Raw genomic sequence first — 13,865 nt, forward strand, 5'->3', positions numbered from 1 at the left:
CCCGCTGCTGATCGGACGTCTCCTCCGGCTGCGGCTGGGAGGTCGGCTGCGGCTGCTGCGACGTCTGCCGGGGGCGCTCCGGGGTCTGCTGGGGCGGCTGCGGTGTCCGACGGGACCGCTCCGAGGTCGGCTGCGGCTGCTGGGAGGCCTGCCCCGGCTGCCCGCCGGTCGCGGAAGTGGGGGCGACGGGCGTGGACTGCAGCTGCGAACCCGACGCCGGCGGCTTCGGCGACTCCGAGGGCGGGTTCGGCGACTCCGACGGCGGCTTGGACGATGGTTTCGACGACTCGGGCTGCGGCGACTCCGACGGCTTCGGCTCCGTTGACTCCGGCTTAGGCTTGGACGACTCCGGTTTCGGCGACTCCCGCTTCGGCTTCGACGACTCCGGCTTGGGCTTGGACGGCTCGGGCTTCGGCTCCGATGACTCGGGCTCGGGCTTGGACGACTCCGGTTTCGGCGACTCCCGCTTCGGCTCCGATGACTCCGGCTTCGGCTCCGTTGACTTCGGCTTCGGCTTGGATGACTCGGGCTTCGGCTTGGACGACTCTGACGGCGTTTTCGAGGGCGGCCTGGACGACCCCGGCTTCTGTGACGCCGACGGTGACCTCGACGGTTGCGTGCCGGTCGGCCTCGGGGACGCGGACGGGGGCCCGGAGGACGGCGAGGGCGACACGGACGGCGTCGGCCGGTTCCACGGTTCCGGATGCTCGGGCGGCTTGGTGTCGTGATCACGGCGGCCCTGCTCGTCGCCGCGGTGCCGCCCCACCCACTCGTCGCGGTGCGGGTCGTAGAGCACGAAGACGGGCACCGGCGCGGGTGCCGGCCGCACCACGACGACGTTCCCCGGCCGGTAGGCCGGCCAGCTCTTCCCCACGATCCTGGGGGTGGTGCGCTGCGCGACCGGCGAGCCCAGCGGGTTGCCGCAGGCACAGCGCACCCGGGGCACGCCGTGCCCGTCGACCAGCACGGCCGTACCGGCCTGCAGGACGGACTGATAACCGGTGGCCGTACCGTTGCGGAACCCGTGGTTGGTCACCCAGGTGTCCGTACGCAGCTGTACGGGGGTGAGCGAGCGCAGGAAGGAGGGCACACCGGCGGGCCTCACACCGACCGTCCTGGCGAATGCCCGGTTCTTGGCCGGATCGGCCCGCAGGTACTTGACCTGCTTCTCGACATCGCAGCTGGCCGTCTGCCGGGTGCCGCCGTACAGGCCGGGTGCCCCGCCCTGCACACCGCGGACCTGCTCGGCCCGGCCCGTCGCCCCGCCGGAGGCGGAGGCGGAGGGCGTCTGCGGGGCGGAGACCTTCTGCGCGGTCGACTCCGTGAACGGGTCCGGCCCCACACTGTTGGCGGACTGCAGGAATACTTCGCCGCCGGAGGAGGACCCACCGCCCAGGTGGGTGAAGACCAGTCCGAGCGTCACCGCGGCGGCCACGGCGGCGGTGAGCGCCGCCATGCGGGGCACCGATGTCCACCACGGCCGGTCCGGCTCCCCGGGCCCCCGGCCGCCGCGCGGCGGCCCCGTGGGCGGCGGCCCGGACGGCGGCCGGGCGGAGCCCGACAGGGGGCCGGAGGGAGGGCCCGCGGCAGGGCCGGTGGGCGGACCGGAGGGCCGGCCGCTCGGAGGGCCGGAGGGTCGGCCGGAAGACGGTGGATCGACGCTCACGAGGCCTTCTTCCCGTCGCGGTGCGCGGCATCTCGGAGACGAACCCGCCAAACCCTCCTTGATACGTATGCCAGCACTTTGACCCCATTGTGTGTCGCAGCACCGTACGGCCCGCAAGCGGACGCGGAGGCCGTCGGCGGGCGGAGCGCCCGGCCGCTGCTTAGCGTGGCGAGCGTGAGCCACCCCACCGTCCCCGCGCGGCCCGCCGCCCGCCACGGCTGGGCGCCGGCCCTGGCCGCGGTGCTGACCGGCCTGGCCGTCATGGTCCTGGTGGCGACGCTGGGACTGCTGGCGGCCGGCGCCGCCGCGCTGCCGGACGGCGCGTTCCCCCGGGTGGTGGCCGCGACCGTGGTCACCGCCGTCGGCGGCAGCGTGGACATCACGGGCGACGCCGGTGTGTTCGCCGAGACGCGAGCCGACCTCACCGCGCTCCCGCTGTCGGTGACGCTGGTCGGGGCCCTGGTGCTGGGTGCGGGCTTTCTGCGCCCGCTGCGGTACCGGGCGGTGGCCTCGGCCCGGGAGCTGGCCGGCTGGGCGGCCCGGATCGCGGTGCTGTGGCTGGCGGCGCTGACCGGTCTGGCGTTCGCCGCCCGGCAGACCTTCGCGCTGGACGTGGGCAGCGGGACCCTCGGCGATCTGACCGGTCTGCTGGACGCGACGCCGCGGGTCGGGTTCACCGCCGATGTGCCGCTGACCGTGCTGTTCGGGCTGCTGTGGCTGGCCGGCACGCTGCTGGTGGCGCTGCTGGTGGCGCGCGGCGCTCCCCTGCCGGGACGGCTGCTGCGCCGGCAGGAGGCGGTGCGCCCGGCGGCGCACGCGATGCTGGAGCTGATCCTCGCCTACGTCCTCATCGGCGTCGTCGCCACGCTGATCGCGGCGGCGGCCCACGGGCACGTCGCCGCGATGTTCGCGCTGCTCCTGCTCGGGCTGCCCAACCTGGTCTGGCTGGCCGTGACCGTCGGCCTGGGGGCGACCTGGCACGGCCGGGTGGAGGGGCCGTTCGGCCTGCCCGTGCCGCATGTGCTGGACGCCGTCCTGCGCACTCCCGACGTGTCCGCGCTCAACCTCCGTTCGCTCACCGCCTACGACGGCCGGATGTGGTGGCTGGTGGTCGTGGACGCCGTCCTGCTGCTCGTCGTGGCCTTCCGGATGGCCGTCCGCTCACCGGCCCGGGTCCGGCTCTGGCAGCATGCCCTGCACCTGGCCGTGGCGCTGGCGCTGAACGTGCTGATGATGTGCCTGACGGGCCGCGTGTCGGTGCACTTCGGAATGTCCCTGCTCGGCATCGGGGACCTGGGCGGGGGTCTGTCCGGGGAGCTGTTCCTCGATCCGCGGTTGTGGCAGGCGGTGGGCCTGGGCGCGCTGTGGGGACTGGCGACCGGCTTCCTGGGCGGCTTGCCGGCCCGGTGGGTACGGCGCCGCCGGGCCGTGCACGCCCGTTAGGCCCGCACGGCCTCAGTCCCCCGGGAACACCGGCGCGGCCCACCGCGGGGGACGGTGGACCTCGGTGGGTGCCGTGGGACCGGGCTCCGGGTCCGTGCCGCCGGCCGCCGGCGCCGCCAGTGCCGTGCGCAGGGCGGCGACGAAGGCGAGGCAGGTGTCGTGACGGGCGTCCGGGGCCTTGGCCAGGGCGGTGGCGAAGACGGGGTCGACGGCCGCGGCGAGTTCGGGCCGGGCCGCGCTCGGCGGTGGCGGATCGTCGTACTGGTGGGCCCACAGCAGGGCCATGTCGTCGTCGCGCTGGAACGGGGGCCGGCCGGTGAGGGTCTCGTAGACGACGCAGGCCAGGCCGTAGACGTCGCAGCGGCCGTCGACCGGGCGGCCGGAGATCTGCTCCGGGGAGACGTAGTCGAGGGTGCCGACGAACTGGCCGACGCTGGTGAACCCGGTCAGGGACAGCGACTTCTTGGTGAGCCCGAAGTCGGTGAGGTACACGTGCTCGGGATGGTCGCTGTCGGTGCCCTCGGCGACCAGGATGTTGCCGGGCTTGACGTCCCGGTGGACCAGACCGTGCTCGTGCGCGGCGTCCAGGGCCGAGGCCACCTGGGCGGCGATCCGCACCGCGTCGGCGGGCGGCAGCGGGCCGCGCTCGTCGAGGAGGTGGCGCAGGTCGCTGCCGGAGACGTACCGCATGGCGATGTAGAGCACTCCGTCGGTCTCGCCGGCCTCGAAGACGGGCACGATGTGCGGGTGGTCGAGCGAGGCGGCCACCTGGGACTCATGGATGAAACGGCCGCGGAAGGTGTCGTTGCGGGCCAGTTCCGGGGCGAGCAGTTTGAGGGCGACCGTGCGGTCCAGGCGCAGGTCGTGGGCGCGGTACACGACGGCCATGCCGCCGCGCCCGACCTCGCTCTCGATACGGTAGCCCGCCACCTGCCGGCCGACCAGTTCCGAGGGCCGGCCGGAGAACAGGCCGGTCCCGCTCGTCATCAGCGCTCACCCTCGGGCGCGGCCGGCCGGGTGGGGGCGTGCCCGGTCTCCCGCACGCCGGTGACCGTCCGGTCGGTGGCGTAGGTGCTCAGCCGCCGTCCGTCGCCGTACATCCACCGTTCCTCCCGCGGGTCGTACAGCCACATGGACTCGCCGTCGATCACCAGCCCGATCCGCAGGCCTTGGGTGCGGGTCTCGAACTCCTGCCCGTCCAGGGCGCCGGACGCCAGCGCCTCCACGGCGGCCCGGTAGTCGGCGAGCGCCTGTTCGGCGCGGGCCAGCAGGGGCCGCGGGTCGGCGGTGGTCTCGGGGCCGCCGGCGGCGGGCGGGTCACCGGGTACGGCGACGAGGACGCGGCCGTCGACCCAGGCGGCCCAGCCGTTGGCGCAGCGGATGTACCCCCAGTCGCCGCGCCGCTCCATGAGTTCCACGGGCAGCAGCGGGTCCAGGGGCGCCGTGGGCCGCGCCGGGTCCGGGCCCTCCCAGGCGGGCATGCCGTGCGGCGGTACGACATGTGTGGGGCGGAATCCGCGAGAGGTCATCGCCTGCCTACTTCCGCATCACGGCCGGCTCCTGCCGGCGCAGCAGCCGGGCGACCACCAGGCCGTAGAGCGCGGACAGCACCAGCAGCATGGTGATGTCGAGCAGCCAGACGTCCGTCGCGTGCCGGAACAGGGGGTCGGCGGAGAGGTTCCCGGGGACGATCCGGGACAGGCCGACGGTGCCGGCCATGGCGCCGAGCGCCCAGCGGGAGGGCACGAGCCAGGACAGCTGTTCCAGGCCGGGCACCCCGTCGAGGGTGAGCAGGGCCCCGCAGAAGACGACCTGGACGATGGCGAGCAGCACCAGCAGCGGCATCGTCAGCTCCTCCTTGCGGACCAGCGCGGAAACCAGCAGGCCGAGCATCATCGCCGTGAACGCCAGCAGGGCCACGGCCAGGGTGATCTCGGCGAGCGGCGGCAGCAGGACGCCCCGGCCGTCCGGGGCGTTCAGATCGACGCCGAGCAGGGCGACCAGGGTGAGCACGACGGCCTGGGCGACGGTGACCGTGCCGAGCACCACGACCTTGGACACCAGGTATCCGGATCTGGGCAGGCCGACGGCGCGTTCCCGCCGGTATACGGCGCGTTCCTTGACCAGTTCGCGCACCGCGTTGGCGGCGCCGGTGAGCACCGCGCCGACGCAGAGGATGAGCAGCGCGTTCATCGCGGTGTCCCGGGTGAGCCGGCCGCCTGCCAGGGCCCGGGCCATGGCGCCCATCACGAACGGCAGGGCGATCATGACGATCAGGAAGGTGCGGTCGGCGCTCAGGACGGCCGTGTAGCGGCGGACCAGGGTGGCGACCTGGGCGCCCCAGCGGCGCGGGCGGGGCGGCGGCACCGGGGGGACGGGAGCGGGGCCGGGGTGGTGCGGCTGGGTGGTGGCGTCGGTGACGTAGCGCCGGTGGAACGGCGAGGCGCGGTACTCCTTGCCCCAGTCCCGGTCCCGGTCCCGGTCGAACGCCTCGAAGGCCTCCGGCCAGTGCGCGAAGCCGAAGAAGGCGAGGGTGCCGCCGGGCGGCCCGTAGTAGGCGATCTTGCCGCCGGGGGCCAGGACGAGGAGCCGGTCGCAGACGTCCAGGCTGAGCACGCTGTGCGTGACCACGACGACCGTGTGGCCGTCGTCGGCGAGGCCGCGCAGCATGTGCATCACGGAGCGGTCCATGCCGGGGTCGAGGCCGGAGGTGGGCTCGTCCAGGAAGAGCAGTGAGGGCTTGGTGAGCAGTTCCAGGGCGACGCTGACCCGCTTGCGCTGCCCGCCGGAGAGGGTGTGCACGGGCCGCTCGGCGCACTGCTCCAGGCCGAGTTCGCGCAGGACCTCGGCGGTGCGGGCGCGCCGCTCGGCCGGGGCGGTGTCCTCGGGGAAGCGCAGTTCGGCGGCGTAGCCGAGGGCGGCGCGGACGGCGAGCTGGGGGTGCAGGATGTCGTCCTGCGGGACCAGGCCGATGCGCTGGCGCAGTTCGGCGTAGTCCCGGTAGAGGTCGCGGCCGTCGTACAGGACGGTGCCGCGGTCGGCGGGCCGCTGGCCGGTGAGGGCGTTGAGCAGCGTGGACTTTCCGGATCCGCTCGGTCCGACCACCGCGAGCAGGCACTTCTCCCGCACCGGGAACGACACGTTGTCCAGCAGGACCGTCCGGCCGCCGTCGGCGGTGACGGTGAGTTCCTGGACGTCGAGGCAGATCTCGCCGGTGTCGACATACTCCTGGAGTTCGTCGCCGACCAGGCAGAACGCGGAGTGCCCGATGCCGATGATGTCTCCGGGGCCGACCGCGGACAGGGTGACGGGCCGGCCGTTGAGGTAGGTGCCGTTGTGGCTGCCGAGGTCGGCTATCTCGAAGCTTCCGTCCGCGTGGGCGCGCAGTTCGGCGTGGCTGCGGGAGACGACCAGGTCGTCCACGACGAGGTCGTTGTCGGGGGCGCGGCCGATCCGTATGGTCCGGGCGGGCAGCGGGCGCACGCTGGTGGGTCTGCGGAAGGTGCCGGTCAGCTCGGGCTGGGAGACGGCGGCGGGACGGTCCGGGGCGGGTTCGGGGGCGTCGGACAGGACGGCGCGGGGGCCGTCGGCGGGGTTGCCGAAGCGGATCACGCTGCCGGGCCGGACCTGGCGCTGCCGGATCTTGTGGCCGTCGGCGTAGGTGCCGTTGGTGCTGTCCCGGTCCACGACGGTCCAGTGGCCGTCGTCGCAGCGCAGCACGGCGTGGTGCCACGAGACCCGGACGTCGTCGAAGACGATGTCGCTCAACGGGTCGCGTCCGATGAGGTAGTCGTGGCTCGGGAACATCACGGTGGAGCCCGTCTCCGTCTCCAGGACGAGGTCGGGCGCAGTCGGCAGGACCGGCCGGTCAGCCATGCCCGAAATTCTACCGATTCGTAGGGTTCTGTGCCCCGCGCGGCGGCCGGGGCCGGCGGTCAGGCGACGGGTACGACGAGCACCGGAGCGGTCCGCTGCATGCGCAGCGCGTCGACGGACTCGGCGAGCAGCTCGTACTCGGTGGTGTCGTCGCCGGTGGCGATCCGCACCAGTCGTCCCGCGGCCAACTCGTCGGCGACCAGTTCCTGTCGGGCCGGGTCACCGCACCAGGCGCGCAGTACGGCCGGCACGTCGGGCACGGTGTTCCCGACCGGGACGAGCGAGCTCGGCGGGAAGTGTCCGGCCTCGGGCTGCGGGTCGAGACGGTCGGCGATCCAGCTCGCGCGGTCGCGCAGCCACCACAGGGCAAGGGCCAGGGTGGGCGCGCGGTAGGTGCCGAGGGGCACTCCGATGCGCCGGCCGCCGCAGGTGCCGTACGCGGTGACATGGCACAGGAATTCGTCGTGCATGCACACTCCCCGTCGCGCCGTTCGCCTGTCGGCCGGCCTCGCTTTCGGTGTGGCTCATGTGCGGTGCGTGATCGGGTCTTCGCTGGAAGTGAAGCCCTCCCTGTCGAGTATGTTCACTACTGAATCACTGTCACCATGTCTTTCCAGCCAGTCTCTTGGCATATTCAGGGCAGCCAGTGGCCGAAACACGGCGGCCGAGACCGTGCCCGGGGGCGATCCAGTGGCCGCAGGGCGCCGGGCACGGCGGTCGCACGCACGCGACGGGACCGCGGGAGCCGGCGCGGACGGTTTCCACGACCGGGTGCCCGCGGGTGCGTGACGGCCGGGAGGCGCGGGGGGTGCCGCGGCTCCCGGCGAACGTCCTACCGCTTGACGATCTCGTCGATCCGGGCCAGTTCGCCGGCGTCGAAGTCCAGGTTGCGGATGGCCGCGACGCTGTCCTCGATCTGCCGCGTGCTGCTCGCGCCGACCAGGGCGGACGTCACCCGGCCGCCGCGCAGCACCCAGGCCAGGGCCAGCTGGGCCAGGGTCTGGCCGCGGGACTTCGCGATCTCGTCCAGCGCGCGCAGCCGGGCGACCAGCTCCTCGGTGACCGCGTCCGAGTTCAGGAACGGGCTGTCGCTCGCGGCGCGGGAGCCTTCGGGGATGCCGTTCAGGTAGCGGCCGGTGAGCAGGCCCTGCTCCAGCGGGGAGTAGACGATGGAGCCGACCTGGAGTTCGTCCAGGGCGTCGAGCAGGCCCTCGTCCTCGGGGCGGCGGTCGAGCATGGAGTAGCGAGGCTGGTGGATGAGGAGCGGGGTGCCGAGGCCGGCGAGGATGCGGGCGGCCTCCCGGGTCTGCTCGGCGGAGTAGTTGGAGACGCCGACGTAGAGGGCCTTGCCCTGCTGCACCGCCGTGTGCAGGGCGCCCATCGTCTCCTCCAGCGGAGTGTCCGGGTCGGGGCGGTGCGAGTAGAAGATGTCGACGTGGTCCAGGCCCATCCGCGCGAGGCTCTGGTCGAGCGAGGACAGCAGGTACTTGCGCGAGCCCCACTCGCCGTACGGACCGGGCCACATCAGATAGCCGGCCTTGGTGGAGATCACCAGCTCGTCGCGGTAGCGGGCGAGGTCCGCCCGCAGCGCCTCGCCGAAGGCGGACTCGGCGGCACCGGGCGGCGGGCCGTAGTTGTTGGCGAGGTCGAAGTGGGTCACGCCGAGGTCGAAGGCGCGGCGGAGGATGGCCCGCTGGCTGTCCACGGGCCGGTCGGGCCCGAAGTTGTGCCACAGGCCGAGCGACAGGGCGGGAAGCTTCAGGCCGCTGCGGCCGGTGCGCCGGTAGGGCATGTCGGCGTAGCGGTCGGGGTGTGCGGTGTACAACGCGACTCCAGAGGGGTGGGCACACGATCTACCGCTGTCCACTCTTCCTCCGGGGGCGGGCAGTGGTCCAACAGGAGAATCCGATGAAATTCAGCGACTAGGCTTCTCAATCATGGAACTGCGCCATCTCCAGCACTTCGTCGCGGTCGCCGAGGACCAGCATTTCACCCGGGCTGCCGAACGCCTGATGGTGTCCCAGTCGGGCCTGTCGGCGTCCATCCGGGCGCTGGAGCGGGAACTGCGGGCGCCGTTGTTCGTACGGACGACCCGCCGGGTGACGCTCACCGAGGCGGGGCGGGCGCTGCTGGCGGAGGCCGAGCGGATCCTCGCCCAGGTACGGAGCGCCCACGAGGCCGTGGCGGCGGTGCAGGGCGTGCTGCGCGGCACCCTCTCCCTCGGCACCGAGCAGTGCATCGCCGGGGTGCACGTGGCCCGGCTGCTGGCCGCGTTCCGGGGCCGGCACCCGGACGTGGAGATCCGGCTGCGGCAGGCCGGCTCGGGCGCGCTGGCGGAGGAGGTCGCCGCCGGACGCCTGGACCTGGCCTTCGCCTACCGCACCCAGGCCGACACCGACCAGTTGCGGTCGGTGGCGCTGACCAGCGAGCCGATGACCGTGCTGTGTCACCCGAGCCACCGCCTCGCCCCGGCCCCGGCCGTGCTCGGCCCGGACGACCTGGCCGGTGAGGTGTTCGTCGACTTCCACCCCGACTGGGGTCCGCGCCGCGCGACCGACGCCGCGTTCGCCGCGGCCGGTGTCCGGCGCACGGTGGCGCTTGAGGTCAACGACGTGCACAGTCTGCTGGACCTGGTGGACGAGAACCTGGGGATCGCCGTCGTACCCCGGCACTTCCGGCACAAGCGGCCGTCGCTCACGGCGCTCCCGCTGAAGGGCGTGGGTGAGACGGAGTACGAGACCGTGGCGCTGCTGCCACCGGACCGCGCCACCAGTCCCGCCGCCCGGGCGCTCGTCACACTCCTGGAGACCGGGGGCGGGACGGGGGATCTCCCGGCGCCACCCCGGGGCGAACCCTCGGTGGCCTCCTGAGCCCGGCCGCGGCCCGCCCGCAGCGTCGTCCTGCGGCGCCGCGTCACCGTCCCGCTGCCGAAGAGGGGCAGTGGCCCCTCTCCCGAGGAGATTCCGGACGCGTGAGGGGCGGCGATTTGCGATGGTGGTCGGTATGCATGCCAAGGACATCCTCATCGACGGCTTCGGCCGCATCCAGGAAGAAGTCCATGCCGCCCTCGACGGCCTCGGCCCCGGCGAACTGCACCGTCGGCCGGCTCCCGACGCCAACTCCGTCGCCTGGCTGGTCTGGCACCTCACCCGGGTGCAGGACGACCACATCGCCGACGCCTTCGACCTCGACCAGGTCTGGCTCTCGCAGGACTGGGTGAAACGCTTCGGCCTCGACCTGCCCCGGCACGACACCGGCTACGGGCACGGCCCGGCCAAGGTCGCGAAGGTCCGCGTCGAGTCGGCCGAGCAGCTGACCGGGTACTACGACGCCGTCCACGAACAGACCCTCGGCGTCCTGCGCTCCCTGGCCGCCAAGGACCTGGAGCGTGTCGTGGACGAACGCTGGGACCCCCCGGTCACGCTGGGGGTCCGCCTGGTGAGCGTCCTGTCCGACGATCTTCAGCACGTCGGACAGGCCGCCTACCTCAGGGGGCTGGTTCAGAGCGCTGCCGCGTAACCCGGCAGGACCACGTCCTCGATGAGGGCCTTGCGCTCGTCGAACGGGATGAACGCGCTCTTGAGGGCGTTCACCGTGACCGTGCGCAGGTCCTCGACGGTCCAGCCCGCCTCCTCGACCAGCAGGGACATCTCGCGGGTCATCGTCGTCCCCGAGACCAGCCGGTTGTCGGTGTTGAGGGTGACCCGGAAGCCGAGGTCCTTCAGAGCGGTGATCGGGTGCTCGGCGATCGAGGTGGCGCACCCGGTCTGCAGGTTGGAGGTGGGGCACATCTCCAGGGCGATCCGGCGGTCGCGCACCCAGGAGGCGAGACGGCCGAGCTTGCCGTCCACGATGTCCTCGGTCAGGCGCACGCCGTGGCCGATGCGCTGGGCGCCGCACACCTGCAGGGCCTGGTGGATGCTGGGCAGGCCGTGCGCCTCGCCCGCGTGGATGGTGAAGGGCACGCTCTCGCGGCGCAGGTGCTCGAAGGCGTCGAGGTGGTCGGCGGGCGGGAAGCCGTCCTCGGCGCCGGCGATGTCGAAGCCGACGACACCGGCGTCGCGGTAGGCGACGGCCAGGTCGGCGGCCTCACGGACCCGGTCGAACATGCGCATGCCGCACAGCAGGGTGCCGACGCGGACCGGGGTGCCGGCGGCGGCCGCCTTCGCCATGCCGACGGCCAGGCCCTCCTGGACGGTCTCCACGACCTCGCTCAGCGCCAGCCCGCCGTTGGTGTTCAGCTCGGGGGCGTAGCGCACCTCGGCGTAGACGACGCCGTCGGCGGCGAGGTCGAGGACGTACTCCTCGGCGGTGCGCAGCAGGCCCTCGCGGGTCTGCATGACCGCGAGGGTGTGCTCGAAGGTGGCGATGTAGCGGACGAGATCGCCCGAGTTGGCGGCCTCGAAGTACCAGGCGGCCAGCTCGTCGGGGTCGGTGGTGGGCAGCTTGTGGCCGACCGCGGCCGCGAGCTCGACGACGGTGGCCGGGCGCAGGCCGCCGTCGAGGTGGTCGTGCAGGACGGCCTTGGGGAGCCGGCGGAGGGTCTCGGTGTCGATGCGGGGCGCGGTCATGGCAGGGCTTTCCTCGGCAGACGGATCCGGGCAGGCGGATCTGGGCGGGTGGATCTGGGTGAGTGGTTCGTGACCGGTCAGACGGCGGCGGGCTGGAGCAGGTCCCAGCGGTTGCCGTACAGGTCCTGGAAGACCGCGACCGTGCCGTAGGGCTCGTGGCGCGGCTCCTCCAGGAAGGTCACGCCGGCGGCGGCCATCCGGGCGTGGTCGCGGGCGAAGTCGTCGGTGTGCAGGAAGAAGCCGACGCGGCCGCCGGTCTGGTCGCCGGCCCGGGCCCGCTGGTCCTCGTCCTTGGCGCGGGCCAGGAGCAGGCCGGTGCCGTGATCGTCGCCGCCGGGCTCGACGACGACCCAGCGGGAGCCGTCGGGGCGCGGGGCGTCCTCGGCGAGCCGGAACCCGAGGGCCTCGGTGTAGAAGCGGATGGCCTCGTCGTACTCGCGGACGACGAGGGTGACCAGGGCGACGCGGCGCATGGCGACCTTCCGGTGTGGGTGGTTAGCCGGTGAGGTTATACGTAAAACTACGGGGGCGCCAGTCTTCGTTCTACGCGCGTCAAGGAGCGGCCGGGAAAGGGTCCCGTCGGGGCCTTCCGGGACCCTGCACGACCCTCACGCGGGGGGTCAAAGCGCCGGCTGAGGTCCCGTCAGCGCCCCCTTCGCCCCGCGCGCGCTCCACGGGGTCGAAGGGCGCCGGGGGAAGGGTCGTCCAGCCGCCCCCTCCTCGCTCCGCGCGGCCTCCACGCGAGGGTGGAGGTGCCGGGAGCAGGGGTCGCCTCAGCGGCCCCTCCTCGCTCCGCGCGGCCTCCACGCGAGGGTGGAGGTGCCGGGAGGAGAGGTCCCCTGAGCGGCCCCTCCTCGCCCTGCGCGGCCTCCACGCGAGGGTGGAGGTGCCGGGAGGAGAGGTCCCCTCAGCGCCTCTCCTCGCCCTGCGCGACCTCCACGCGGTGGTGGACGTCGGCCGTCCCGGTGACCGAGGCCACGCAGGACAGGGCGGCGCAGGCGGCGAGGAGCGCGGCGACCGCACGGCCGGCGCGGGGTGCCCGCGGGGCGGCCAGCAGGGCCTGGACGCGCTGCGGGACGGGACCCGTGGCCACACCGGGGGCGAAGCCGGGGCGCTCGGTCCGCGCGGCCCGGCCGGCGAGGGCCGCGCGGGCGATGGCCCGGGCGGTCAGCCGCCGGTCGCCGACCGAGGCGGCGGCGGCCTCGTCGGCGGCACGCTCGGCGGCGAGCCGGACCGTGTCGCGGACCCGGCGCAGCGCGGGGTGGCAGTGCGCCGCGAGTTCGGCGGCGGCGAGGGCGTAGTGGTGGCCGCCCGCGTTGTGCGCCCGCTCATGGGCCAGCAGCACCTCCCGCTCCGGGCCGTCCAGGCTGCGCAGCATGGCCGTGGTCACGACGACCCGGTGCGGGCGGCCGGGCAGGGCGTAGGCGTCGGGGCGGGGCGAGTCCACCACGTACAGGTCGCCGGCCGCGGGTCCGCGCCCGGCCTCCGCGCGGGCCGCCCGGAAGGCGCGGGCCTGGCCCACGGCCGAGCGGACCAGGGCCCGGCCGCACACGGCGAGCGCGCCGGCCGAGACGGCGGCGGCCGGGACGACGAAGGCGTCGGAGGCGGTGCGCAGCGGATGGACCAGTTCGCCGAGCGCGGCGAACGGCGGCAGTTTCAGCAGGCCGAGCAGCAGGTACACCCCGAGCGCCACGGCCGAGCAGCCGGCCAGGAGCAGCGCGCAGACGGTGACCGACCACAGCGCGGCGGCGGGCGCCAGCCGCTCCAGGGCCCGGCGGGCCAGGGGCGGCAGCGCGAACGGCAGCAGCAGCGGGAGCAGGAGCAGGGCGGTCATCGGCCGTCGGATTCCAGCAGGGTCCGCAGGACACGTTCGTCGTCCGGGCCGAGCTGGGCGACGAAGCGCGCGAGGACCGTCTCACGGTCACTGTCCCGGTCCAGTTCGCTGTGCATCCGGCGGGCGGTGAGACCGTGGGCGTCCTGGACGTCCCGCACGGGAAGGTAGGCGTAGCCCCGGCCCTGGCGCCGCCGGTCGACGACCCCCTTGTCGTGCAGGCGGGTGAGGATCGTCGTCACCGTGGTCCGGGCGAGGTCCGCACCGAGGCTCAGCTGGACCTGGCCGGGGGTCTGCGGCGCACCGGCGGCCCAGAGCGCGGCCAGGACGCTCGCTTCGAGTTCACCGGCCGGCCGGCGCTCGTCCTTGGCATCGGTCATGAGGACGTCCCTCACCCCGCCTTGTCTGCTGTCCGAAAGTTCCGTCTACAAGATTGTAGTTGGCCGCGCGCCGCGACGGGACCGAGCCGTGCCGCGGG

At 73.8% G+C, this 13,865-nt stretch carries 12 protein-coding genes and 1 pseudogene; 3 read left to right on the forward strand and 10 right to left on the reverse strand.

Annotated elements, in window-relative coordinates:
- Positions 1-400 precede the first annotated feature (400 nt).
- Positions 401-1,666 (reverse strand): annotated as a pseudogene (locus FHS34_RS43715) (DUF6777 domain-containing protein); the annotation flags it as partial.
- Positions 1,667-1,927: 261 nt separating this feature from the next.
- On the opposite strand from FHS34_RS43715, the gene FHS34_RS04865 reads away from it, so the two are divergent.
- On the forward strand, positions 1,928-3,109 hold the full coding sequence (locus FHS34_RS04865) for a streptophobe family protein (RefSeq protein ID WP_245002123.1): 1,182 nt from the start codon (positions 1,928-1,930) through the stop codon (positions 3,107-3,109).
- A gap of 12 nt (positions 3,110-3,121) precedes the next feature.
- On the opposite strand, the gene FHS34_RS04870 is transcribed toward FHS34_RS04865, so the two are convergent.
- From FHS34_RS04870 to mgrA, 5 genes are all read right to left on the reverse strand, one after another.
- Positions 3,122-4,096, reverse strand: coding sequence for a serine/threonine-protein kinase (locus tag FHS34_RS04870; protein ID WP_184961487.1), 975 nt, complete (start codon positions 4,094-4,096; stop codon positions 3,122-3,124).
- A complete protein-coding gene (locus tag FHS34_RS04875) occupies positions 4,096-4,638 on the reverse strand; it encodes a hypothetical protein (RefSeq protein WP_184961489.1) in 543 nt (180 codons plus the stop codon). Before FHS34_RS04875 ends, FHS34_RS04870 begins: the two co-directional genes overlap by 1 nt.
- Before the next feature lie 7 nt (positions 4,639-4,645).
- On the reverse strand, positions 4,646-6,985 hold the full coding sequence (locus FHS34_RS04880) for an FHA domain-containing protein (RefSeq protein WP_184961491.1): 2,340 nt from the start codon (positions 6,983-6,985) through the stop codon (positions 4,646-4,648).
- Between the two features lie 59 nt (positions 6,986-7,044).
- The gene (locus FHS34_RS04885) at positions 7,045-7,455 is read right to left on the reverse strand and encodes a hypothetical protein (RefSeq protein WP_184961493.1); all 411 of its coding nucleotides are present in this window, start codon (positions 7,453-7,455) and stop codon (positions 7,045-7,047) included.
- Positions 7,456-7,817: 362 nt separating this feature from the next.
- Positions 7,818-8,810, reverse strand: coding sequence for an L-glyceraldehyde 3-phosphate reductase (gene mgrA / locus FHS34_RS04890; RefSeq protein ID WP_184961494.1), 993 nt, complete (start codon positions 8,808-8,810; stop codon positions 7,818-7,820).
- 112 nt (positions 8,811-8,922) lie between these two features.
- On the opposite strand from mgrA, the gene FHS34_RS04895 reads away from it, so the two are divergent.
- Both FHS34_RS04895 and FHS34_RS04900 read left to right on the forward strand, forming a co-directional pair.
- Entirely contained in the window at positions 8,923-9,855 is a 933-nt protein-coding gene (locus tag FHS34_RS04895; protein WP_184961496.1) for a LysR family transcriptional regulator, read from the forward strand.
- 133 nt (positions 9,856-9,988) lie between these two features.
- Positions 9,989-10,504 carry a mycothiol transferase gene (locus tag FHS34_RS04900; RefSeq protein WP_184961498.1) on the forward strand — a complete coding sequence of 172 codons (516 nt, stop codon included), beginning with the start codon at positions 9,989-9,991 and terminating at the stop codon, positions 10,502-10,504.
- On the opposite strand, the gene FHS34_RS04905 is transcribed toward FHS34_RS04900, so the two are convergent.
- The 4 genes from FHS34_RS04905 to FHS34_RS04920 all read right to left on the reverse strand — a co-directional run bounded on the left by FHS34_RS04905 (position 10,486) and on the right by FHS34_RS04920 (position 13,767).
- Positions 10,486-11,556, reverse strand: a complete 1,071-nt coding sequence (locus tag FHS34_RS04905) for an adenosine deaminase (protein ID WP_184961500.1) — start codon at positions 11,554-11,556, stop codon at positions 10,486-10,488. The two genes, FHS34_RS04900 and FHS34_RS04905, sit on opposite strands and share 19 nt — an antisense overlap.
- 77 nt (positions 11,557-11,633) lie before the next feature.
- The gene (locus FHS34_RS04910) at positions 11,634-12,029 is read right to left on the reverse strand and encodes a VOC family protein (protein ID WP_184961502.1); all 396 of its coding nucleotides are present in this window, start codon (positions 12,027-12,029) and stop codon (positions 11,634-11,636) included.
- Positions 12,030-12,463: 434 nt separating this feature from the next.
- Complete coding sequence (locus FHS34_RS04915) at positions 12,464-13,390, reverse strand: M48 family metalloprotease (RefSeq protein ID WP_184961505.1); 927 nt, start codon at positions 13,388-13,390, stop codon at positions 12,464-12,466.
- Positions 13,387-13,767 (reverse strand): BlaI/MecI/CopY family transcriptional regulator, encoded by a 381-nt coding sequence (locus FHS34_RS04920; RefSeq protein WP_184961507.1) that lies wholly within the window; start codon positions 13,765-13,767, stop codon positions 13,387-13,389. Before FHS34_RS04920 ends, FHS34_RS04915 begins: the two co-directional genes overlap by 4 nt.
- Between the last annotated feature and the right edge of the window lie 98 nt (positions 13,768-13,865).

The sequence above is a fragment of the Streptomyces echinatus genome (assembly GCF_014203595.1).
In the GTDB taxonomy this organism is placed as follows: domain Bacteria; phylum Actinomycetota; class Actinomycetes; order Streptomycetales; family Streptomycetaceae; genus Streptomyces; species Streptomyces echinatus.